This window comes from Microcoleus sp. F10-B2, from assembly GCF_036704965.1.
In the GTDB taxonomy this organism is placed as follows: Bacteria; Cyanobacteriota; Cyanobacteriia; order Cyanobacteriales; family Microcoleaceae; genus Microcoleus.
On sequence record NZ_JAUBTB010000109.1, the window covers coordinates 1 to 21324 of the forward strand.

The window sequence follows — 21324 nt, forward strand, 5'->3', positions numbered from 1 at the left end:
CATACGTGAATGCCACGTTTTCTATAGTTGTCTTTTTGTCAAGTACAATTTATACCAAATTAGATGAGCTTACCCTGGTTGTGGGCTGACTCCGACAGTGCAGCAGCAGGGGAAGTTGTAGAATTGAAAACAACAGTCCGGCGCTCTTGAAAAAGCTCAGCCACAGTAGAAAAACGAGCGATTCGCTCCTCAATAGATTTGTGTTCAGCCTTCAACAACTCAGCAGCTTAATTAGCCAATTCTTCAAAACTAGGGATTTCCATTTCCCTCTCACAAGAATAGTGATGAGTATCACCAGTCAGAGTATTTTCAACAGACAAAACCGAATTTTGCCGGCGCACCCGAAACACAGTCAATCCCTGATTTTGCAACTGATTGCAAAGATGATTTAACAAACCATCCGAAGAACAGACAAAAACTTGTCGCACATCCCGATATCGATATAAAATAGCAGCACCAAAAGCAATCATCTTACCATCAGCACTATTAGCACCGCCCGGAACGTGAATCAGTTCGTAACCGCGATCGTAAAGTTCAGCATCCAACTTGCTCGTACTCGGATTTTTCCAGTTAGCAAAAGCGATTTTAACTTGCAGGGGATAGTCGCACAAACCGGCTAAAAATTGTTCTGTATTAACCTTAAGTTTCAGATTTTCGGCATCCAACAGCAAAATTGCAATCCCCCCGGACTCTGTGGTGGTTGCAGGGGCGATTTCATTCGGGATAACTTCGCTTAACCGTGTTTCCGTGCATTTGCGACTTAAAGACTGCAGACCGGGAGACTCAAAAAATTGTTTGCGACAAGCTTTGCAAAGATACCGCTGGCGACCGTTGGGACGGCCGTTTTTACGAACTTGGTCAGATTCGCATCGAGGACATTTCATGTAACTATTATTGCAGCCTCCTCCCTAAGCGGTAAAAAATTACCTATCTTCTTTTTTGTCTTCCTTCGCGCCCTTTGCGTCTTCGCGGTTCATTAACCCTCTTCTGTCACTTTCGGCAAAAAATAATCGGGAAGGCTTATAGCATAAGACTTTTACCAAAAATCTTGATTTCAGCCATTCTGTTAGAAAATAAACGCTCAAATGCTCGCTATATCTACAGTTAAAAATTTGGCTCTTATTTTTATTTTCCAAGAGTGACAGAAGAGGGTTAAATAGATATCCCTTGAGCAGTTCAGAAGCCCCATAATAGTAAAAGAAACTTAACATTTATTTAAACACAATGGCTAGAGACTTGCGGGGATTCCTCAAACTACTCGAAGAACGGGGACAACTGCGCCGGATTAGCGCCTTAGTCGATTCCGACCTCGAAATTGCCGAAATTTCCAACCAAATGCTGCAAAAAGGCGGCCCTGGACTGCTGTTTGAAAACGTCAAAGGCGCCGAATTCCCCGTCGCAATCAACCTGTTGGGTACGGAACAGCGCGTTTGCTGGGCGATGAACATGGAAAAGCCTCACGAACTAGAAGAGCTCGGCAAAAAACTGGGAATGCTGCAACAGCCAAAACCGCCGAAAAAAATTTCGCAAGCCATAGAATTCGGCAAAGTGCTGTTTGACGTAGTGAAAGCCAAACCCGGCCGCGACTTTTTCCCAGCTTGTCAGCAAGTAGTATTTGAGGGAGAAGGGCTGGATTTAAACAAAATCCCGATGATTCGCCCCTATCCGGGAGATGCGGGCAAAATTATCACCCTCGGTTTAGTAATTACCAAAGATTGCGAAACGGGTACGCCGAATGTGGGGGTTTATCGGTTGCAGTTGCAGTCAAAAAATACGATGACTGTACACTGGTTATCGGTGCGGGGCGGGGCGCGGCACTTGCGGAAAGCGGCGCAGGCTGGTAAAAAATTGGAAGTTGCGATCGCCCTTGGAGTCGATCCGCTGATTATTCTCGCCGCAGCAACTCCAATTCCTGTAGATTTATCGGAATGGTTATTTGCCGGACTTTACGGCGGTTCCGGCGTGCAGTTGGCCAAGTGCAAAACAGTAGATTTGGAAGTACCGGCGGACTCGGAAATCGTGTTAGAAGGAACGATTACCCCCGGTGAAGTTCTCCCCGACGGGCCCTTCGGCGATCACATGGGTTATTACGGCGGCGTGGAAGATTCGCCGCTGGTGCGGTTCCACTGCATGACGCACCGCAAAGACCCGATTTATCTGACCACATTTAGCGGGCGGCCGCCGAAAGAAGAAGCAATGATGGCGATCGCGCTTAACCGTATTTATACCCCTATTTTGCGGCAGCAAGTATCAGAAATTGTCGATTTCTTCTTACCGATGGAAGCGCTGAGTTACAAAGCTGCAATTATCTCGATCGATAAAGCATATCCCGGTCAAGCGCGCAGGGCTGCTTTAGCATTTTGGAGTGCATTACCGCAGTTTACTTACACTAAGTTTGTGATTGTTGTCGATAAAAGTATCAACATTCGCGACCCGCGTCAAGTTGTGTGGGCAATTAGTTCTAAAGTTGACCCGGTTCGGGATGTATTTATTCTGCCGAATACGCCTTTTGATACGTTAGATTTTGCCAGTGAAAAGATTGGTTTGGGAGGCAGAATGGGGATTGATGCTACTACGAAGATGCCGCCGGAAACCGATCACGAATGGGGGGAAGTTTTGGAGTCCGATCCTGATGTGGCGGCGATGGTAGAAAGGCGGTGGGCTGAGTATGGTTTGGCCGATTTGAATTTGGGAGAAGTCGATCCGAATTTGTTTGGATATGAGATGAAGTAGGGGAATCAACCGTAAAATCTGAAATCTCGCACATCCTCGATCGACCTGTAGCGGCGGGTTTTTCCAACCCTTTATGACACAGATAGACAATCTCAAAAACCCGCCCCCACCAAACTTATGCACTCCGTCAGAGAAACCGGGTTTTTTTCTGAGTCTTTGCACTCCGGCGAATCTGCTCGAAAAAACCCGGTTTCTGAACCTCCGACGTTATTGGGACTGCATCTTAACCCGCGAAGGCGGGTTTTGTTTGTGTAGACGCGGTTTCAACCGCCGTGTTTTCAAAGATAATATTACCTCCCATTTCCCAAAAAAAATTTTAAAGCACGCTGACGCGCGCAAAAGGGTAAAGAGGAAAAAGGGAAAAGAGCAAAAGGGCAAAAGAGTAGAGAAGAGTCCTCGCGGGAGACTACAGCACAGAACCAAAAACCGGAGACTACGCGGAAACCAGAGCTACGCGAAAACCGATGAGCGAGACACGATCGCCCGCCGAAGACCTGTTACGATTGGCACTGCGGGAACCGACCGCATCGTTGTCCCAGGAACCACCACGCAGCACATGGTGATCATCTGTTCCAGTTTCCCAAGAACTTCCATCACTCGGTGCGCCATTGTAATTACCGTGCCATTTATCGCTGCACCATTCCCAAACATTCCCGTGCATATCATATAAGCCAAACGAATTTGGTGGAAAACTCCCCACATCCGTTGTTTGTTGGCGATAAAGTCCCTTCGCAGCAGTACCATAAGGATAATCACCATCATAATTGACTAAATCCGGCGTAATCGTGTCACCAAAATAGAAAGGTGTTGACGTTCGGGCACGACAAGCAAATTCCCATTCCGCTTCCGCAGGTAAGCGATAAGTCTTGCCTGTTTTTTGAGAAAGTTTCCGGCAAAATTCCACAGCCCCATCCCAGCTAACTTCCTCTACAGGACGTTTTGCACCTTTGAAACTCGATGGGTTGTTTCCCATCACCGCTTGGTATTGTTCTTGAGTGACTTCATATCTACCCATAAAAAAAGGAGCAATATTCACAGTTCGCTGCGGCCCTTCATCGCTATCTCGTCCTGCTTCAGTATTGGGAGAACCCATCACGAAACAGCCCCCAGGAATTGCGACCATATCTAAAGTAATACCATTACCAATATTTTCTATAAAAACCCGTGCTTGTCCTTGACGTTTGTTATTCAACAAACTTTGACCCACCAGGGCTAATGCAAACCCTCCCCCAGCAAAAGCCACTAATTGTAAAAAACCTCGCCTTGCCGTATTAGTTGAAATAATTGTTGAGGGAGGCGGGGGAGGCTGCAGTGGCGGTTGCGGCTGTGGGGAAGGCGGCGACAAAGATAAAAGTGCTTGCAAAGCTTCCCCAGCATTCTGATAGCGCTGACTGAAATGGTCGCGCACCATTTTTTCTAAAACATCAGCAAATTTCGGATTGATTCTTGGCACAAAATGCCGCCAAATTACTTCCCCGGTACTCGGATCTTCCTGCAATTGGTGCGGCGGAATTCCTGCTAAAGCTTGAATTCCCACCATCCCCACAGCATAGACATCGCTGCACAATTTTGGTTTACCTTTAGCTTGTTCGCTGGGCGCATAGCCGGGAGTGCCGATCGCAATTGTTGTAGTTATATCTCCATTAACATTTACAATTAATTGATTGATTTCCCTCACTGCCCCAAAGTCAATCAACATTATTTTACCATCTTGGCGGCGGCGCATTAAGTTAGCTGGTTTAATATCTCGGTGAATCACAGCATTTGGCTGGTGTTCGTGGGCGACTGCTAAAACTTCTAAGATATTTTTTAATAAGGTAATAACGGAGGATTCGCTTAACTTTTTGCCAGCAACAATCTCCGTATTTAAATCGTGTCCGTCTATGAATTCCTGAACCAGATAAAATTCGCCATTTTCTTCAAAGTGAGCAAACAGACTCGGAATTTGCGGAGATTGATTGCCTAATTTGTACAAAACTTGTGCTTCGGTATCGAACAAACGTCGGGCTAACTTCAAAACAGCGGGACGATTGTCTTTCGGTTTCAGGTGTTTGACGACACAGTGGGGTTGTCCGGGTAAGTCTAAATCCTTAGCTAGGTAGGTGTCGCCAAAGCCGCCGCCTCCCAAGTCTTTGATTATTTGGTAGCGGTTGCGGAGGATTTTACCAGGGGGAATCATAGCTTGTCAGTATGGGGGTGCAGATTAAGATTATTTTGACACAATCTCTGTTCGGGTTTGCACTTTCGCTGAGCGCCCACGCTTTTCATCGAACTTGCGTAACAATAACAAGGTTTTTGGCTGTTGGGTTTTGTTCCTCAACCCAACCTACGGCTACAGCTAGATCGATCGAAGCGAGATTGTTACTTTTATTTCTAGATTCTAGAGGGCGATGCACCCTACTAATCGGGTTTGTTGTTGCGCTAAAGCGCTGAGGGCTTTATTTTTTTTAGTTTATATGGCAGCACAGATTCCCATGATTTAATAATATGTCAAGTTGGCACAAAAGTCAAGTAAAATTTGCGTTCGCTCGCGCCTGATTTTGCGTCAAATTTCTGTTGTTCGAGAGCGACAAATCATATAATTCCAGAGTGCTCAATACAAACATTCTCGATCGCGGTAATTGACCGGACATGATATTAGTCAGTCCTAGACGCACTCCGACAAAGAAACCGGGTTTTTACCGAATTTGCGGACTGTAACGAACTATTTAAGGGAAAAACCCGGTTTCTGACCACCCGTGCGATCGCAAACTAATCAGTTTATTGTTCCAAAATCTCAACCAAATCTTCGATCGCAATATCAAACGCACGGGCCATCTTGTCCAAAGCTGTGTAGTCAACAGTTGCCATGCCTTGAGAATTGGCATAGGTCACGATCGTGGTATATGGAATACCTGTTCTTTTGGATACTTCTGTCAGATTCCAACCCTTCTCTTGAGCAAATTCTCGAACTCGCAGCCTAATTCGTCCCATATTCCCAACGATAAATCAGCCTACTCTTCCAAAATCTCAACTAAATCTTCGATCGCAATATCAAACACGCGAGCCATTTTGTTTAAAGCTGTGTAATCTACCGTTGCCAGCTTGGGAGAATGGGCATAACTTCTAACGGTACTGTAAGGAATGCCCGATCGCTCAGAAACTTCTTTAAGCGTCCAACCCTTTTCCTCAGCTAGTTCTCGAACTCGCAACCGTATTAACCCCATCTTCCCGCTGACAAATCAGTTTATTGTTCCAAAATCTCAACTAAATCTTCGATCGCAATATCAAACGCACGGGCCATCTTGTCCAAAGCTGTGTAGTCAACAGTAGCCATGCCTGGAGAATTAGCATAGGTAATGATCGTGGTATATGGAATACCTGTTCTTTTGGAGACTTCTGTCAGATTCCAACCCTTCTCTTGAGCAAATTCTCGAACTCGCAGCCTAATTCGTCCCATTCCCTCTTGACAACACTCGAGTATTCGAGTTTAATATAAAACATAAATAAGCGATCGCCCTCCGACCTGAGAAATCAAGGGCGAACGCCTTTCCTTTACCACCCACAAAAGTGGGCAGAACATATCTATGATACCAAAACAACCGACATATCGCGATCGACTTCAACCTTGGCATCTAATTCGCCACCTCCCCAACTGTCAGCGGTTAACAGTCGCCCGTTTCGCCCGCCGCCGCGATGCCGAATCTTACCTAAATGCACTGCGCCGTTTAATGCCCGCAGTCCCGCATACAATTGTGTTCGTAAATGCGGTGTCCGTGTTGGATGAAAACAGCGTACCAATTCCAACAGAATTGGCGCTCGAAGTTTAATTGTTGAAAAGTGCGTGAAGCGGAGCTATCCCGTAGGGAATCGCCCTTCCACAAATAGGAATTATTCTATTTTACCGGAAGTGCGATCGACCCTAATTTCCCCAAAAAAATGTTGCTAAACTATAAATTGACTTGAGTCAAGGAGTCACATCAATGCCATCTCCCTTTCCTGGTATGGACCCGTATTTAGAGCATCCCGAACTCTGGCCCGCCCTACACCACTGGCTAATTATTGAAATTGCCAGGTTTTTATCTCCCCAACTGCGTCCTAAGTATTTAGTGTCGGTAGAAGTGAGAATGTATGAAACGGCTGATAACGATTTATCAATTGGCATTCCCGACGTAAACGTAATACAGTCGCAAACAGCAACAGAAACAACAGCATCAAACGTAGCAGTTGCAGCACCGCCCACACAACCAATAACAGTAACTATTCCCCTGCCCTACCAGGTTCTGGAAGGCTATTTAGAAATTAGAGAAAGGGGAAAAAAAGAATTAATAACAGTTATTGAAATCCTATCGCCTACTAATAAGCGAACAGGCAAAGGCCGACAAATGTACGAAGAAAAGCGAGAAGAAATTTTAGGTAGTCGCACTCATTTAATTGAAATAAATTTATTGCGGCGCGGTCGAAAAATGCCAGTTATTGGCAATGACATTGAAAGCCACTATAGCGTTTTGGTGTGTCGGGGAAATCGCCGTCCCAGAGCAGATTTGTACGCTTTTAACGTGCAGAACCCGCTGCCTGCCTTTCCTTTGCCACTGCGATCGGGTGACACTGAACCTGTAATCAATTTGCAGGAATTATTCACTCAAATTTACGACATAGCAAGTTATGACCTCAAGATAGATTATCGCAACTGGGAAGTCATACCAGCACTGTCAGAGGCGGATACAATTTGGGCAGATGCTTGGTTGCGCGATCGGGGATTGCGAGATTAATTTGGTATCAAGCTGGCACGCTGCTACCCGATATTGAAGCTCTTCACCTTCCAATGCTTCATGGTTGCTCACTCACACGATCGATCCTCATCAGATTGTGAGAATAGAACCAGTAAATCCCGATAACCGCTGACGACTCGCAAAACTTCAATACCTTCCTCAATAGCACGATAGAAAATTAGGTGGTAGTAATAAATATGTAGTCTAATTTAATTACAGTAATTGAATACATAGGATATTTTTATAACTCACACAATCAATTTTTTTTATTTTAATATTTATTTAGGCGCTCGAATGTAGATTTAGTTACACTTATGCTATCATAAGTGACTATTACTGGAATACTTGATATCTGCCAACATTAGTTTAGTCATGTAATCTGCTATTTTTACGACCAAATTGCCCTGATTGTGGCTGAAATCGCACAGTTAAAAATGGTAGAATTCATAATAAAAAACCATCCGACAAATGTCAAAGTTGCGGTAGCCAATTTGTCGAAAATCAGACTAATAAAATAATTACCTCACCAACAAAAGATTTAATCGATCGACTTTTTTGGGAGAAGATTTCTTTGGCTGGTATAGCTAAAAGCACGGGTGTTTCTCAACAATGGTTACAGGATTACGTAAATAATAAATATGCCTCAATCGAAAGCATAGTAAAGGTTACACCTAAAAAAAAGTCAGATTGAATGTTGAATGTGATGAACTGTGGTCATTTGTAGGTAAGGATTCAGGTCTTTGATTGGGGAATAAGAGAAGGCATAAATAGGGCTTGCTGAATCAGTGTCAAAAGGTTACACCACCAGGATTAAGAGAGCGGACGATCAATAATGGTCGCCGTGAAAAACAGGTAAAATAGTACAAAACCCTTGCATTACCATTTGCGATCGTGTACCGAAAAGCTGAGTCTGCTCCTACCGACCCCTTCGACTTTGAACTCTCCAACGGATGCAAGTTGGCAGCAGATAACCGTTGGGTAAAAATGGCCGAACTAATTCCGTGGTCAGAATTTGAATCAGAATATGCGGAAAACTTTCCAACCGAAATGGGAGCACCAGCCAAATCATTTAGGATGGCATTAGGGGCATTAATCATCAAAGAAAAACTCGGAATCAGCGACATAGAAACAGTAGAACAAATCCGTGAAAACCCGTACCTACAATACTTTATCGGTCAATCCACCTACAATAATGAGCCCCCTTTTGACCCATCACTATTAGTCCACTTTCGGCAACGAATCAGTGCGAATTTAATCAAGAAAGTGAACGAACGACTGGTGGAAAAAATGTGCGAAACCACCCCAAAACCGCCCGAAAAAAAAAAGGATTCGGACGCAAAAAATGAATCAGCCAATCAAGGGAAATTAATCATAGATGCTCCCTCTGCCCCAGCAGACATTAGCTATCCCACAGACTTAGGACTATTAAACAAGGCCAGAGTTCACACCGAAAAAATCATCGACATTCTCTATAAATCCCTCAAACAAAAAATTAATAAAAAACCCAGAACCTATCGAAAAATAGCCAGAAAAGACTACTTAGCAATAGCCAAACAACGACGACATAAACGCCACCAAAAAATCCAAGCCATTAAAAAACAACTGCAATATATAAAAAGAAACCTCGCTCATATTGAACAACTAATCGAATCAGATGCCACCCTACAAAGTCTGAGCCAAAAGCAGTATAAAACTTTGCTATTCCTCACAGAAGTCTATCGCCAACAACTCTGGTTATTTGAAAATAAAAAACAGAGTATAGAGGACAGAATAGTAAGTTTAAGCCAACCACACATCCGTCCCATTGTCAGAGGAAAAGCAGGAAAACCTGTGAAGTTTGGAGCCAAACTATCAGCGAGTTGTATTAAAGGATATGTATTTTTATACCGGATAAGTTGGGATAACTTTAACGAATCAAAAGACTTAAAAGCACAAGTAGAAGCATTTAAAAGTTACATAGGATACTACCCAGAATCAGTCCATGCCGATCGCATTTATCGAACAAGAGAAAACCGAGCTTGGTGTAAAGAAAGAGGAATTAGAATTAGTGGCCCCCCTTTAGGAAGGCCACCAGCAAATGTGAGTAAGGAAACAAAGAAACAAGCCGGGGAAGATGAGAGAATTCGTAACTCTATTGAGGGCAAATTTGGACAAGGTAAAAGAAGATTCGGTCTGAATAGAGTGATGGCCAAACTTGATAATACTTCGGAAACAGCCATTGCTATTACTTTTTTAGTAATCAACCTTTCTACCTGGTTAAGACGGGTTTTTTGTGTGTTTTTATGTCACAAACCGAAAATCACACCGATTTACGGTTCAATGATTATTAAAAGCTATACTTGGGCAAGTTATAGTCAACAAAAAGTTATGTGTCGCCGAGCTTGAATTGCCCATCAAGTGCGATCGCAATTTTTCCTAACTTATTCAGTAAGCCCTAAGTAGGTAGGCGGGCTGAAACCGCATAATGCAACACTATGCAAACAGGTTTAAGTCACCCAGTGGAGAGCATTTGGAGACTTTGCCCTCGTTTACATAGTGGCGTTTTTTCGCGCCGACTTACTTAAAGACGGTGCTGCCAAATACTTCAAATCGATCGACTTTTATCGTACCTGGAATGTTAGCAATTCTGCTGGCTGTGCCGGCGCGGGAACAGCAGGTGGCAAAAGCTGTTGGGCTGGAGGTAGGGACGTTGGGGGCGCTGGCTATGGGAGGGCAGCCGGATTTGGCAGCAGCGGGTTGGGAATCGGAAATTCTTGTCTGTTTTCTCCTCGGTTCGGCAATTGAGGGAGAGTTTCTAGGGCCTGATTTTGGGTCGATCGATCGAACTCCAGGATGCTGTCTTCTTGCTCTTTACTGTCTCTATCTAATTCTGAACCCGAGTATAAATCACGAAGCCGATCGCGATCGTCTGCTGTTTCTTGATTTAGTTTTAATTGAGACAGTAAATTATCCTGTAAAATGGGCGCTTGCACCCCTGAGTCGGCAGCAACCATCGACTCCCCAACACTTAGAGCTGATAGCAGTGCGGGGCAAATAGCTGCAATTGAAAAACCAAGTATTAATGCCTTGAAAAACTTGATTTTACAAAAGCCTCTAGAAGATTGCACGGGCATGACAGATTAGCGATATTTGATAGTTATTTACACTTACGAGCGGGCGCAGCCGACGCAATTGCAAGGAATAAAATTACTCTATCACTTTTGAAAGAGTTAATTTCTTAAGTCAATATAAAGATATTTGACAGCACACCTGTTTTGTGTATTGAACAATTAATTAAAAAACTCTTACCTCTCAAGCTAGCCCTCTTGCTAAGGAATAAAACTACTCTATCACTTTTTAAACACTTCATTCCTTAAGTCAATATAAAGATGGTTGACAGAATTCATATTTTGTGTAATAAAAAATTCCTAAAAAAACTCCGACCTCCCAAGCTAGCCCTGTAGGTCGGCGGAGCATTCTATCAAACCTGCGATCTGAGAAATAGGTAAATTTTGATAGAGATTACTACATTTTATTGAGCTGCGATCGCAATTCTTCCAACTCAGCGTCAATCACCGGACTCGACTCCGAGTTACTAGCTGCTGCCGTTTTACCCGCTGCCGGCAATTGACCTTGAGACACAGAACCCCCGGTCAGTTGAGCTTTCATCTGAGCCAACTCGTCGTCAACGTCGCCACCGCTTTCGAGCAAGCGGAACTGTTCCTCTAAATTGCTGCCGCCGGCCGCCAATTCTGCCGAAGCCCCCGCGCGAGCTTCAATCTGCAAAACTTTTTCTTCCATGCGATCGAAAGCCGCCATTGAACTGCCAGTATTCAACGTGCCAATGGTATTGTTTAGCTGTTCCTGAGCCTTAGCAGCGGATATCCTCGCTTTGAGCATATCCTTCTTAGTCTTAGCTTCGGAAATTTTGCTCTCCAAACCGATCAAGTTGCGCTTGAGACTTTCCACCTGAGCCGATTGCTGCTCCAGACTGGCTTTCAGCGTAGCCGCCGTTTCAGCGTGAGACTTTTTGCGAACTAGCGCTTCCCGGGCCAAAGTCTCGTCTCCTTTTTGCAGGGCTAGCTGAGCGCGCTGCTGCCACTGGTTAGACTGAGATTCAGCTTGATTGTACTGAGTCTGGGTGCGCTTTTGAGTGGCGATCGCGCTGGCAACTGCCTGACGCAACTGCACCAAGTCTTCCTGCATATCCGTAACAGACTGTTCTAAAATCTTTTCCGGGTCTTCAGCTTTATTGACCAGATCGTTAAGATTGGCTTTGACGACTCGGCTAATGCGGTCAAATAATCCCATAATGCTATTTTTCCTGGGTGAGGTGTACGAAGTAGGCGGAAAGCAGGCTTGATAGCCCTAGCCCGCAGTTGTGAAATTCACTCTTGTCAGATTTTTAGTGCGATTTAGTTTTTGGCAATTTTTGCAGACAGATAAATCCAGTTTAAAGCGATCGAGTAATGTGATGCAGGCAAGCTTATTCATGCACCTATCTACTGAGTTTAACTTCGATCCGGGAATTCCCCAACAGGCTTCGAGCCATCTCTAGCTAGGCTGTTGAGAAGTTTTTGCTCGTCCCGACTCTTGTTCTCTTGCCTGGGGTTCAGGATGCGGGCGGCTCGCCCGACGGCAATTTGGGTGTATTGTTGCCCGGAAGCATTTGTGCTTTCATTGCCGCCAACTCGGTATCCACATCGTCGGCACCTTCGAGAGAGAGAAACTTCTTTTCTAAATCGTTAGTTCCGAGTTCTGCGATTGCTTCGGAGCGAGCTTCTAGCTGCATGACTTTCTCTTCCATCCGTTCAAAGGCGCTCAAAGCGCTGCCGGTACTGAGATTGCCCATCATTTCTTGCAGCCTTTCCGACGATGCGGCCGATCGAGCTCGGGCAATGTACATATCTTTTTTAGATTTTGCCTCGGAAATTTTACTTTCGAGTGCCCGCATATTTTCTTTAAGTTTAGTCACAACAGCCGATTGCTGATCCAGACTGGCTTTCATCGCCGTTGCCGTTTCTTGATAAGATTTCTTGCGTGTCAGAGCTTCCCGCGCCAAATTTTCTTCGCCTTTTTGCAAAGCTAACTGCGCCCGCTGATACCATTCTGCTGCTGTAGACTCAGCTTGGGAGCACTGGCGTTCAGTGCGTTTTTGAGCCGCAATCGCCCCTGCCACAGCTTGTCTGAGCTGCACTAAATCTTCCTGCATATCCATTACAGCCTGTTCCAGAATTTTTTCTGGGTCTTCGGCAGCCCCGACCAAACTGTTAATATTGGCTCGAATCACTCGCCATAGGCGATCGAATAATCCCATTTTGCCCGTCTCCCGATTTTATTAAATTTTAGATTTAGGACAGGGAATTGACAATTACAAAACCAATTTTGTGTTAGACAAAACATTCCTCATTGTCTAGCTTTGTCTAACAATTTAGTTAAAGTTTTTCACCCTTTACCTAATTTATGGCTGATAGTATTGTGGCTTCACCCCTTTTTCTTGGAGTTCTTTCGCCAAACGTTCTGCTGAGGCAGGATCGTTCAAAGCCCCCATTTGGATCTTGACACCCTTGGAGAAGTTCCGCACGTAGGCATCGGGAACTGCGGTTCTGGCTTGCTGCAGCGATTTTTCGCCTGTGTAATCGGTGACAACGTAATAGAAACCGTCGGCAGCCCGTGCAGGCCTTCCCAGGGGAGATGCCGCGGCAGGCTGGGCTGGGGAGGCGGCGGCTGGGGATGCTGCGGCAGGCTGGGCTGGGGATGGTGTTGGAGGCAGTGTCGGCAGTGTCGGAACAGGCTGGGCGGCGCTGGGGCTGGGACTGGGAAGCAAAGCCGTACTCAGATTGTTGAGTCCTTGTTCCCTGCCTCGGGCCGGGTTGCCGTCTTCTGTAGGAATCGGCACAGCCGCGCCTGGGCCCGGAGGCGCTGCCGGAGTTGGCGGGATTGATGCTTTTGGCGACGGGGAAGGAATCGGGCTCGCCGTCGGCTTGAGATTGCTCAGAGTGCTCAACTTCACTACTGGAAATTCCTCGGCAACCAGATTTGGATCTGGGAGTTCCCGGTTATTGCTGGTATCTGCAACTGCTCTACTGGTGGGACTTTCGGCAACTTCGGGGGCGGATGTGCCCAACCAGCCGTTGAGGCCAGCCATTTTTACGACGCTGGATGGGTACATGACTGCGTAGCCCAAAGCCGTGCACGACAGCAAAAACAGCAGCATCGAACTCAGTCCCAAGGGAGTTAACAGACTGGCTGCTAAACTGCGTTCTACCGCAGGCTCAGCTTTTGACTCGTCCAAACTTTCGATCAGTTTTTCGCTTGATTCGAGATAATTGTTGGGTGCGAAGGCACTGCTAGATAATTTTGTGCCACCCCTAGTAGTTGCTAGCGGGGCATCGCCCTGAGTGCCGGCCAGGGATAGGGGTATGGACAGGGGATGCTGGGTTTCCTCCGCAGTCTCCGGCGCCAAATTTTGGGCTAGCTGTTGCTCGGTTGTGGCTGTTTGCTTGCCGGTACGAACTGAGGGCGACACCCACTGTTCGGCGCGCCTCCTGTGCCTTCTATATGTTGTCAGTTCTGCTTCTAGGTTTACATCTAGACTCCCCAGGACTGCTTGCAAAGCAGGCTTGATTGGGGTTGAAGAGGATTGATGATTTGGGGATTCAACCGAAGAACGCTTACTCATTAGCAAAACTCCTACCGCCTCTGAATTAATTTTAATGTTTTGATTTTGACACTCCCGGGCCTAAAGGCGTGGGGATTCTTGCTTCGCAGGGATTCCAATGAATTTACCCTCGGCAAGCATCTTGACCGTATGCCCTACGGCTGCAAGTCCTCGCTTGAGAACTACTTGTGCGGCTGCGACATCTCTGTCGGTTGTATAGCCGCAATTGTGACACGAGTGAGTTCGTTCTGATAACTCTTTTTTGCCTGTTTCGTTAAGGCAATTGGGACAGATTTGGCTAGTCTTTTTAGCATCTACTTTCTGGAAATACACACCGCGCTTAAAGCAAGTTTGCTCCAATATGTTGAAGAATTGCCCAAACCCAGCATCTAAGAAGTGCTTACCTAACATCCCCGCTTTTAGTCCGACCAGATTAAGGTCTTCGACAAACACCATACCCGCGTCATCACAGATTTGATGTGACAACTTGCGATGCCAATCTTTTCGGCAGTTTGCCACGTATTCATGCAGCAAAGCGACTTTTTTATGAGCCTTTTTCCAATTATTTGACCCGACTTTTTTTCTAGTAACGCGCTGTTGCAGCAATTTAAGCTTGCGTTGTGCGTCAGCAAAAAACCTCGTTCTTTTAATTAAAATCCCGTTAGAAGTTGCAATCAAATTAGTCAACCCTACATCAATTCCTACGGGATTGCCGTGAGGAATGATATCGGGAATTGAGACATCCCATTGCAAAGTCAACATTATATACCAGCCACTAGACCGTCTAACGACGCGAGCTTGTTTGACGATTGCGCCTTGGGGGATGGGACGCGACTGACAAAATTTTATCGAGCCAATTACAGGCAATTTGAAGCGGTTGCCTTGATGGAAAGTTGCACCCAACTGTGGGAAACTCAAAGACCTCAAAGCCCCCTGTTTTTTGAACCGAGGAAACCCGTGATTTTGCTCCCACATACTGACGAAAGCTTTTTCCAATCTCCGCAGCGTTTGTTGCAACACCTGAGCGTTAACTCGCTGCAATGCGGGGCTGGTCTTCCTGTATGCCGTTAAAGCCTTGCACTGACTTGAATATGTCGGTCTAGGCACCTCAGCAGGAATAATATACTCGGAGCCAATGGAGCAAGAGTTGATCTGACATTTGCGTGAGTTGTACCAGTCTTTGCGTTCTCTTAGGGCATAGTTGTACACCTTGCGGCACTGTTCTAGCCAATCTTCAAAAACTGCTATCTGTGTCGCTGTGGGCTTCAACTTAAATTCAAACGTCAAATTAAACACTTGCTTCACCTCCTTGACTTAGTATACAGCAAGTCTACAAATCGTCTAAGGATTTCTTAGAACCAATTAAAGTCGCCCGCTTATAGGCGAGGCTCTCACCGCAAAATTTTGGTAGATATAAACAAGAAGCTTGAAAACTTGCCTATTTTATGATTAGCTACTTTTGGCGTTAATGCAACAGGGGCCCGATCGCCGGCTGTTATCTTTTCCTTTTCATTTTGAGACTTAATTGTTGCTGTGTCCCAGAGGCTGCTTACCGACACTCTCAGCCAATTTTTGTATTCTAAGCTACCGCTTATTTGTAACCTCTCATACTCGTTGGGCATTTGTACTTTTTCTTGATCCCTAACGTCTTTATAAACTTTTAACCTGTGTTTTTACCTATACAATGAGCAAGCACCGAGCTAATTGTTTCTATATATAACGAGATTATAAATAAATTATAAAATTTAATTCTGGTTCGGGGATCGCTAAAACCCAGACAGCATAAAGGTTGGGATGCTCTAAAACCTGCTAGCTCTACAAAGGAGAATTAGAGATGAAAATGATTTCCCTAAGAACTTTTATGCAAACCTCATTAACTTCACCTTTAACCTCAGCTTGTGGTCACTGCCGTCACTATACCCCTGAAGGCAGACGCGGGGGTGTTTGCGCTTTACTAGCCGGGCCGGTTCAAAGTCACTGGAAAGCTTGTGCTTTAGCGGTTTCGCCTTTTAGGTCATCTTGGGAAAACATAGAAGAAATTGGACTGTGGCAAGAACCGACTCTGACGCTGCAGGAGGCGGCAGTCGCTCTTTCCGAACGCAATGCCTGCCAGCTTACAGGCACAACGTTAACCGAAAAATCGGCAGCAGCAGTCTCGGTCTAGTTCGTCGGCTGCCCTGCTGCCCATACCATTTTCGATTTTCGATTTTCGATTGGGGAATCACCGATCATTATCATGGTTTGGATCTGACAAAGCAGTTTCATTCTTTTTGGGAACTGGTATCAATACTGAAACTTTTGGACTATCGGGTGCATTTGGCTTTACTAACTCATAAAAATCAGCAGTATCTACTTTTATATGAGCGCATAAAAAAACTGATTTCTCCATCCAGCTATGGCAGCCAAGGATATTGACTAAAATCAGGTTGCCGTTTTTCCAAAAAGGCTTGTTTGCCTTCGGCGCCTTCCTGGGTCATATAGTACAGCAAAGTGGCATTTCCTGCCAGTTCTTGCAAACCGGCTTGACCGTCGCAGTCGGCATTAAAAGCAGATTTCAAACAGCGAATCGCGATCGGACTTTTTTCGAGAATTTCCGCAGCCCACTGAATCCCTTCTATTTGTAGTTGTTCGACGGGGACGACGCAGTTGACTAAACCCATTTCTAGGGCTTGCTGCGCGCTGTACTGGCGGCATAAAAACCAAATTTCTCTGGCTTTTTTCTGGCCGACGACTCTGGCGAGATAGCTAGCTCCGAAACCACCGTCGAAACTGCCTACTTTGGGGCCTGTCTGTCCGAAAATAGCATTGTCAGCAGCGATCGTCAAGTCGCAAATTAAGTGCAGAACGTGACCGCCTCCTATTGCGTAGCCTGCAACTAAAGCAATTACAACTTTGGGCATCGATCGAATCAACTTCTGCAAGTCGAGCACGTTCAACCTGGGTATGCCACCTTCGTCTACATATCCCGCCGCACCCCGCACGCTTTGGTCGCCGCCGGCGCAAAAGGCGTATTTGCCGTCTGTATGAGGCCCCGCACCGGTGAAAAGGACAACGCCGATTTTTGTGTCTTCGCGGGCATCAGTAAAGGCATCGCACAGTTCCTGCACGGTTTTGGGACGGAAAGCGTTCCGTTTGTGAGGTCGATTGATGGTAATTTTGGCGGTGCCGCCGCTTTTGTGATAGAGAATGTCTTCGTAGGTTTTGGCGGTTTGCCATTCAATTTGCATAATCAATCAATTTTAGATTTGAGACCGAGCTGGGTCTATGAAGGCAGTGACAAGTCGCTTTTAGATTTTAGATGGATTCGGTTCAATGGGATACAAGGGTCGATCGACTCTTGCCAAAAAAATCAAGCCGGACTCAGGCAGAAACCAGGTTTTTCACCAAAATACGCCGCCGTGCAGCGTTCTTGGTATGGGTTAAACAACCCGGTTTTTGAGGTTCTCTGCGTGCAAGTCCCCTCTAAAATGGAAAAAGCGTCAAATCCTCGGACTCCTCACTCTTTTACTGCAACAGAATTTATAGGGGCTGGATTATTGGCGCAGTAAAAGAGCCAACAGGTGCTTTGCTGCTTTGGCAAATACCGGATCGGAAGACTCGAATTCGCTGGGAGCAAGTAAAGCTTGAACTTCGGCAAAAGCTTCTGAGTCGAGGGTTCCTTCTTTCGTAAATAAAGTGTCTATGACTGCAATGTGTCTGGAGTCGAGGCCGAGCCGATTTCCGATCGACTGTAAGTACATTTGCTCCCGGAGGTCGATGTGTCCGTCTACTGCTGACATTTCGTAGCCGGAACCGATGAGCAACAGCTTTTCTGATTCTGAGAACAAAGCTGTCAGGGTTAGCAATTCCGTGGGGTTGAAGTAAACCTGCTGTTTGGAGACTCCTTTGACAAGGCGCTGAATTAGTTCTATCCGATCGCGGTCGCCGCTGGCAAAGGCTTTGAGAGTCTTTTGCAACCGTTCTTCTTCTTCAACTGCGATCGTCCTGTCAATAATCATCACTCCGCGCAGGATGGAAATCAGAGCAGTCAGAAACACTACCAAAGGAGTGATATCTTGTTCGCGGAGCTTTTGCCGGCTAATGCGGCACAACAGCTCAACAACTTCAGTGCCGATCGTGGTGGTGTCCATAATTAAAAATCACTCTCTATTAAGCTGTAATGTAAGTTTCTTTCTCGATCTTAAGTTTTTTCTGTTACGTAGGTATGACGTGAATTCTAAAACTGAGCTGTTGTCTATTAGTGATACTACTTATTTTATTCACAAACGCTGGATGACGAGGGCTGTGGAACTGGCACAAGCAGCCGGTGATGCTGGTGAAGTACCCGTGGGTGCTGCAATTGTTGACGGTACTGGCAAATTGATTGCCGAAGCGCAAAATCGGCGAGAGCGAGATTGCGATCCGACTGCTCACGCTGAAATCTTGGCTTTGCGGGCGGCAGGGCAAGTGTTGCAAGACTGGCATCTCAACCAATGCACGCTCTACGTAACGCTGGAACCTTGCCCGATGTGCGCTGGTGCTATAGTACAAGCTCGGATCGGTCTGCTGGTATACGGAGCAGATGACCCGAAAACTGGCACGATTCGGACTGCGGCTAATATTCCAGATAGCGCGCATTCGTGTCACCGCTTAGAGGTTCTCGGCGGTATTATGGAGTCTGTTTGCCGCGATCGGTTGCTTTCTTGGTTTGAAGCGCGCCGGAAAAATTAACAGGTAAAATTTTTTACTCTCTTCTGGGCGATGTTTAATCGAACTTGACCATTTAACTGAAATAATAGATCCGTAATTACCCGCTCAAGCTTTCGAGGCGGCTGGCTGCTGTGCGGTAGTGCTTGCCGGTTGGCTGAGGTTTTACCTGTTAGGGATTATCTCTTGCCGGCGCGATCGCTCGATCGTCACAATGCCAATAGCAAAACTGTCCCGATCCAAAAACTAAAGATTTGTCCAACAACTTACTTTAGACTTGAGATTTTGATAAAGCAGCTTCAGTGCTATGTCGCACACCGCCACGATCGCCGTTGAGTCCAGTAAATCATCTCTAGTGAAGCCAATGCCTGCAAAGGTAGCATCTAATACCTCTCGCGTTTCTCCTTGGTTAACCTCCTTGCTCTATCCGCTAGGTCACTATGTTGTCCTACCGTTTCATTTTGGCAAGATTGAGATAACCGGACAGGAGCACTTGCCGAAAGACGGGCCTGTCATCTTAGCCCCTACGCACCGTTCCCGGTGGGATGCCCTGATGATGCCCTATTCAACCGGACAGATGGTAACTGGACGCGATTTGCGGTTTATGGTAACTGCTGATGAGGTGAAAGGACTGCAAGGTTGGTTCATCAGACATTTGGGAGGGTTTGCTGTGGATATCAAGCATCCAGCAATTAGCAGTCTCCGTTATGGGGTGGAACTTCTCCTCGACAAGCAAATGTTGGTTATTTTCCCCGAAGGCGGCATTTTTCAGGATGGCGAAGTTCACCCGATCAAGCCTGGATTGGCTCGTTTGGCAATGCAAGCAGAGTTGAGCAAACCGGGTTTGGGGGTGAAAATTGTACCGATGAGTATCCGCTATCGCCCGCGCATTCCTCGATGGGGTTCTCAGGTAAAAATTGCGATCGGTGAACCGATTTCCGTGGCGGACTATGCCAATGGTGGTGGTGGTAAAAAAGAAGCACGATTTTTGACGGCCCAGCTCGAAATGGCTCTTAAAAATCTTGATAAAAGTTGAGAAGAAGAAAGAAGGAAGCAGGAATTATGATATAATACCTTCGGGTGCTGTCGAGAGTTGCGGCGCTTATTTTGGTTAGTTATGTCTGTATTAAAAGTCAGCATTAATGGATTGTGCTTTGAACTTTAAGCCGGGTCAAATTGTCAGTTTAGAATGTGGAGATGCGTGCCTGCATTCAGAGATAATCCAAGTGGTTGAGGCACGTCAAGTTGGTTGGGTTCGCCCTTTAATGTTAGTCGTATCGGTGTCGGCGAAGGATTCACCCACAGAATACACTTTATCGGATTTGCGAGATGGTGCGGATTTGCTTTGGCCGCTGAGCTTGTTTCGGGCGGCTTTAGATACTGAGGTAATTTCACTGTTGACTGAGTTGCACTCTCTGGATGCTGAGAAAAAGGATGGTGCGATCGCTTCTCGGCAACTTAGAGATTTTGTCGATCGAGTGTGGGAAGCTTTTCCGACTGCTTTTCATTAGACCTCTCCAACAAACAAACTAGCAGTGTAATCGCTTCAATATTATAATAGGATGTTCCCTTAAAAAATGAGTCAACTTCGGGAACACATAGAAAGAAAGACATCGCTCAGAAAGCACGAGGTTATTGGGTGTAGACTATGACTACAGAAGATTTTTAGTAGCAGTCAATTAGCACGTCATATCAATTCCGCTCTTCATCGGAATGATATAAACGGAGGACACGGCGAGTGCAAGAGTGTCCCTACCGCGATCGATTGTAGCGACACCGCGCCGTGCCGTGTCCTCGCTTATCATTCCGGTGCAGCCGGAATTGATATCAATATTTAGCGGGCTATGAAGATTACGGCAAATTTTTTCACCAAATTGCCACATCCTCTCACCAAAGTTGTTCAATCCTCCTCAGTTGGGAAAAACCCTGATAAAATACTGCTTTGGAAGCAGTAAACCTCTCCCAACTAACCTTAAACTTCCAAGGGTTAGGGGAAGAATCGGTCGAACTTATCCGAGCAAAAGAATTAGCCGATCTGGAAAAATAGTCAGACTTGATGGACCTTTATCAATAACATCTTTACCGGGCTAAATATCATCGCTGCTAAAATTTTGAAATTATTGAATGGTAGCGTTTCCGTATTTTTAGCAGAGGGAACAGCAGATTTATTTTTAGGTAACTTAGAACCCCTTTGAGAATCTCACCTCAAGCGCTTATCAGACTCATAAAAAAAGGCGTTCTATTGGTTAGCCATTCAAAATGACGCTGTAGGTATTTCACGACAACCTGCTGATAGTGAAATCCCAATCAGAATTTTGGCAAGCCATACAATCTTTAGCCCGACGCAGCTTAGTGGAAAAACTGTTAGTAGGAACGCGATCGATGTTTCTTCTAAATCCCGTATTCAAAGCATACATTCAGTGCAAGTTAAATCTTATACAGCACTTTGCTTAACGATTAGGTACAATATTAGAGGTGGTAAGAAAGAGAACAATGAAACCCTACTCCCTAGAT

21 protein-coding genes are annotated in these 21324 nt (G+C 45.7%); 10 read left to right on the plus strand and 11 right to left on the minus strand.

Features of this window, described 5'->3' with window-relative positions:
* Positions 1 to 227: 227 nt before the first annotated feature.
* Entirely contained in the window at positions 228 to 884 is a 657-nt protein-coding gene (locus QUA99_RS28230; RefSeq protein WP_445251053.1) for an IS1/IS1595 family N-terminal zinc-binding domain-containing protein, read from the minus strand.
* Positions 885 to 1224: 340 nt separating this feature from the next.
* Between QUA99_RS28230 and QUA99_RS28240 the strand changes: the two genes are divergently transcribed.
* Entirely contained in the window at positions 1225 to 2733 is a 1509-nt protein-coding gene (locus QUA99_RS28240; RefSeq protein ID WP_333245294.1) for a UbiD family decarboxylase, read from the plus strand.
* Between the two features lie 433 nt (positions 2734 to 3166).
* Here QUA99_RS28240 and QUA99_RS28245 read toward each other — a convergent pair whose 3' ends face one another.
* The 4 genes from QUA99_RS28245 to QUA99_RS28260 form a co-directional block, all read right to left on the minus strand.
* Positions 3167 to 4912 (minus strand): bifunctional serine/threonine-protein kinase/formylglycine-generating enzyme family protein, encoded by a 1746-nt coding sequence (locus QUA99_RS28245; protein ID WP_333245291.1) that lies wholly within the window; start codon positions 4910 to 4912, stop codon positions 3167 to 3169.
* A gap of 581 nt (positions 4913 to 5493) precedes the next feature.
* On the minus strand, positions 5494 to 5706 hold the full coding sequence (locus QUA99_RS28250) for a helix-turn-helix transcriptional regulator (RefSeq protein WP_333245288.1): 213 nt from the start codon (positions 5704 to 5706) through the stop codon (positions 5494 to 5496).
* Positions 5707 to 5726: 20 nt separating this feature from the next.
* The gene (locus QUA99_RS28255; protein WP_006635455.1) at positions 5727 to 5939 is read right to left on the minus strand and encodes a helix-turn-helix domain-containing protein; all 213 of its coding nucleotides are present in this window, start codon (positions 5937 to 5939) and stop codon (positions 5727 to 5729) included.
* Between the two features lie 20 nt (positions 5940 to 5959).
* Entirely contained in the window at positions 5960 to 6172 is a 213-nt protein-coding gene (locus tag QUA99_RS28260) for a helix-turn-helix domain-containing protein (protein ID WP_096831645.1), read from the minus strand.
* Between the two features lie 127 nt (positions 6173 to 6299).
* Here QUA99_RS28260 and QUA99_RS28265 point away from each other — a divergent pair, with 127 nt between their 5' ends.
* The 4 genes from QUA99_RS28265 (at position 6300) to QUA99_RS28280 (ending at position 10521) form a co-directional block, all read left to right on the plus strand.
* On the plus strand, positions 6300 to 6542 hold the full coding sequence (locus QUA99_RS28265) for a hypothetical protein (RefSeq protein WP_333245284.1): 243 nt from the start codon (positions 6300 to 6302) through the stop codon (positions 6540 to 6542).
* A 153-nt stretch (positions 6543 to 6695) separates the two neighbouring features.
* Entirely contained in the window at positions 6696 to 7484 is a 789-nt protein-coding gene (locus QUA99_RS28270; protein WP_333245282.1) for a DUF4058 family protein, read from the plus strand.
* 891 nt (positions 7485 to 8375) lie between these two features.
* Positions 8376 to 9869, plus strand: coding sequence for an IS5 family transposase (locus QUA99_RS28275; RefSeq protein WP_333460490.1), 1494 nt, complete (start codon positions 8376 to 8378; stop codon positions 9867 to 9869).
* A 184-nt stretch (positions 9870 to 10053) separates the two neighbouring features.
* Positions 10054 to 10521 (plus strand): hypothetical protein, encoded by a 468-nt coding sequence (locus QUA99_RS28280; RefSeq protein ID WP_333244734.1) that lies wholly within the window; start codon positions 10054 to 10056, stop codon positions 10519 to 10521.
* Positions 10522 to 10988: 467 nt separating this feature from the next.
* Here QUA99_RS28280 and QUA99_RS28285 read toward each other — a convergent pair whose 3' ends face one another.
* The gene (locus tag QUA99_RS28285; protein WP_333244731.1) at positions 10989 to 11774 is read right to left on the minus strand and encodes a PspA/IM30 family protein; all 786 of its coding nucleotides are present in this window, start codon (positions 11772 to 11774) and stop codon (positions 10989 to 10991) included.
* Positions 11775 to 11844: 70 nt separating this feature from the next.
* On the opposite strand from QUA99_RS28285, the gene QUA99_RS28290 reads away from it, so the two are divergent.
* Positions 11845 to 12021 carry a hypothetical protein gene (locus tag QUA99_RS28290; RefSeq protein WP_333244728.1) on the plus strand — a complete coding sequence of 59 codons (177 nt, stop codon included), beginning with the start codon at positions 11845 to 11847 and terminating at the stop codon, positions 12019 to 12021.
* 54 nt (positions 12022 to 12075) lie between these two features.
* Here QUA99_RS28290 and QUA99_RS28295 read toward each other — a convergent pair whose 3' ends face one another.
* The 3 genes from QUA99_RS28295 to QUA99_RS28305 form a co-directional block, all read right to left on the minus strand.
* Entirely contained in the window at positions 12076 to 12780 is a 705-nt protein-coding gene (locus tag QUA99_RS28295) for a PspA/IM30 family protein (protein WP_333244726.1), read from the minus strand.
* Positions 12781 to 12924: 144 nt separating this feature from the next.
* A complete protein-coding gene (locus QUA99_RS28300) occupies positions 12925 to 14145 on the minus strand; it encodes an SPOR domain-containing protein (protein ID WP_333244723.1) in 1221 nt (406 codons plus the stop codon).
* A 60-nt stretch (positions 14146 to 14205) separates the two neighbouring features.
* Positions 14206 to 15420, minus strand: coding sequence for a transposase (locus QUA99_RS28305; RefSeq protein ID WP_333244720.1), 1215 nt, complete (start codon positions 15418 to 15420; stop codon positions 14206 to 14208).
* Between the two features lie 565 nt (positions 15421 to 15985).
* Between QUA99_RS28305 and QUA99_RS28310 the strand changes: the two genes are divergently transcribed.
* Entirely contained in the window at positions 15986 to 16288 is a 303-nt protein-coding gene (locus QUA99_RS28310; RefSeq protein ID WP_333244717.1) for a hypothetical protein, read from the plus strand.
* A 229-nt stretch (positions 16289 to 16517) separates the two neighbouring features.
* Here the strand turns inward: QUA99_RS28310 and menB are convergent, their stop codons facing one another.
* Positions 16518 to 17351 carry a 1,4-dihydroxy-2-naphthoyl-CoA synthase gene (gene menB / locus QUA99_RS28315; protein ID WP_333244716.1) on the minus strand — a complete coding sequence of 278 codons (834 nt, stop codon included), beginning with the start codon at positions 17349 to 17351 and terminating at the stop codon, positions 16518 to 16520.
* 306 nt (positions 17352 to 17657) lie between these two features.
* Entirely contained in the window at positions 17658 to 18254 is a 597-nt protein-coding gene (locus QUA99_RS28320) for a TerB family tellurite resistance protein (RefSeq protein ID WP_333244713.1), read from the minus strand.
* Positions 18255 to 18333: 79 nt separating this feature from the next.
* Between QUA99_RS28320 and tadA the strand changes: the two genes are divergently transcribed.
* The 3 genes from tadA to QUA99_RS28335 all read left to right on the plus strand — a co-directional run bounded on the left by tadA (position 18334) and on the right by QUA99_RS28335 (position 20321).
* Positions 18334 to 18834, plus strand: coding sequence for a tRNA adenosine(34) deaminase TadA (gene tadA, locus QUA99_RS28325; protein WP_333244710.1), 501 nt, complete (start codon positions 18334 to 18336; stop codon positions 18832 to 18834).
* Between the two features lie 283 nt (positions 18835 to 19117).
* Positions 19118 to 19846 (plus strand): lysophospholipid acyltransferase family protein, encoded by a 729-nt coding sequence (locus QUA99_RS28330; protein WP_333244707.1) that lies wholly within the window; start codon positions 19118 to 19120, stop codon positions 19844 to 19846.
* A 106-nt stretch (positions 19847 to 19952) separates the two neighbouring features.
* Complete coding sequence (locus QUA99_RS28335; protein WP_333244704.1) at positions 19953 to 20321, plus strand: hypothetical protein; 369 nt, start codon at positions 19953 to 19955, stop codon at positions 20319 to 20321.
* Positions 20322 to 21324 lie beyond the last annotated feature (1003 nt).

Bases quoted from the DNA above. Each gene is read 5' to 3' on its own strand.
- QUA99_RS28230 (WP_445251053.1), bottom strand. From the start codon at position 884: ATGAAATGTCCTCGATGCGAATCTGACCAAGTTCGTAAAAACGGCCGT.
- QUA99_RS28240 (WP_333245294.1), top strand. From the start codon at position 1,225: ATGGCTAGAGACTTGCGGGGATTCCTCAAACTACTCGAAGAACGGGGA.
- QUA99_RS28245 (WP_333245291.1), bottom strand. From the start codon at position 4,912: ATGATTCCCCCTGGTAAAATCCTCCGCAACCGCTACCAAATAATCAAA.
- QUA99_RS28250 (WP_333245288.1), bottom strand. From the start codon at position 5,706: ATGGGACGAATTAGGCTGCGAGTTCGAGAATTTGCTCAAGAGAAGGGT.
- QUA99_RS28255 (WP_006635455.1), bottom strand. From the start codon at position 5,939: ATGGGGTTAATACGGTTGCGAGTTCGAGAACTAGCTGAGGAAAAGGGT.
- QUA99_RS28260 (WP_096831645.1), bottom strand. From the start codon at position 6,172: ATGGGACGAATTAGGCTGCGAGTTCGAGAATTTGCTCAAGAGAAGGGT.
- QUA99_RS28265 (WP_333245284.1), top strand. From the start codon at position 6,300: ATGATACCAAAACAACCGACATATCGCGATCGACTTCAACCTTGGCAT.
- QUA99_RS28270 (WP_333245282.1), top strand. From the start codon at position 6,696: ATGCCATCTCCCTTTCCTGGTATGGACCCGTATTTAGAGCATCCCGAA.
- QUA99_RS28285 (WP_333244731.1), bottom strand. From the start codon at position 11,774: ATGGGATTATTTGACCGCATTAGCCGAGTCGTCAAAGCCAATCTTAAC.
- QUA99_RS28295 (WP_333244726.1), bottom strand. From the start codon at position 12,780: ATGGGATTATTCGATCGCCTATGGCGAGTGATTCGAGCCAATATTAAC.
- QUA99_RS28300 (WP_333244723.1), bottom strand. From the start codon at position 14,145: ATGAGTAAGCGTTCTTCGGTTGAATCCCCAAATCATCAATCCTCTTCA.
- QUA99_RS28310 (WP_333244717.1), top strand. From the start codon at position 15,986: ATGCAAACCTCATTAACTTCACCTTTAACCTCAGCTTGTGGTCACTGC.
- menB (WP_333244716.1), bottom strand. From the start codon at position 17,351: ATGCAAATTGAATGGCAAACCGCCAAAACCTACGAAGACATTCTCTAT.
- QUA99_RS28320 (WP_333244713.1), bottom strand. From the start codon at position 18,254: ATGGACACCACCACGATCGGCACTGAAGTTGTTGAGCTGTTGTGCCGC.
- QUA99_RS28330 (WP_333244707.1), top strand. From the start codon at position 19,118: ATGTCGCACACCGCCACGATCGCCGTTGAGTCCAGTAAATCATCTCTA.
- QUA99_RS28335 (WP_333244704.1), top strand. From the start codon at position 19,953: ATGGATTGTGCTTTGAACTTTAAGCCGGGTCAAATTGTCAGTTTAGAA.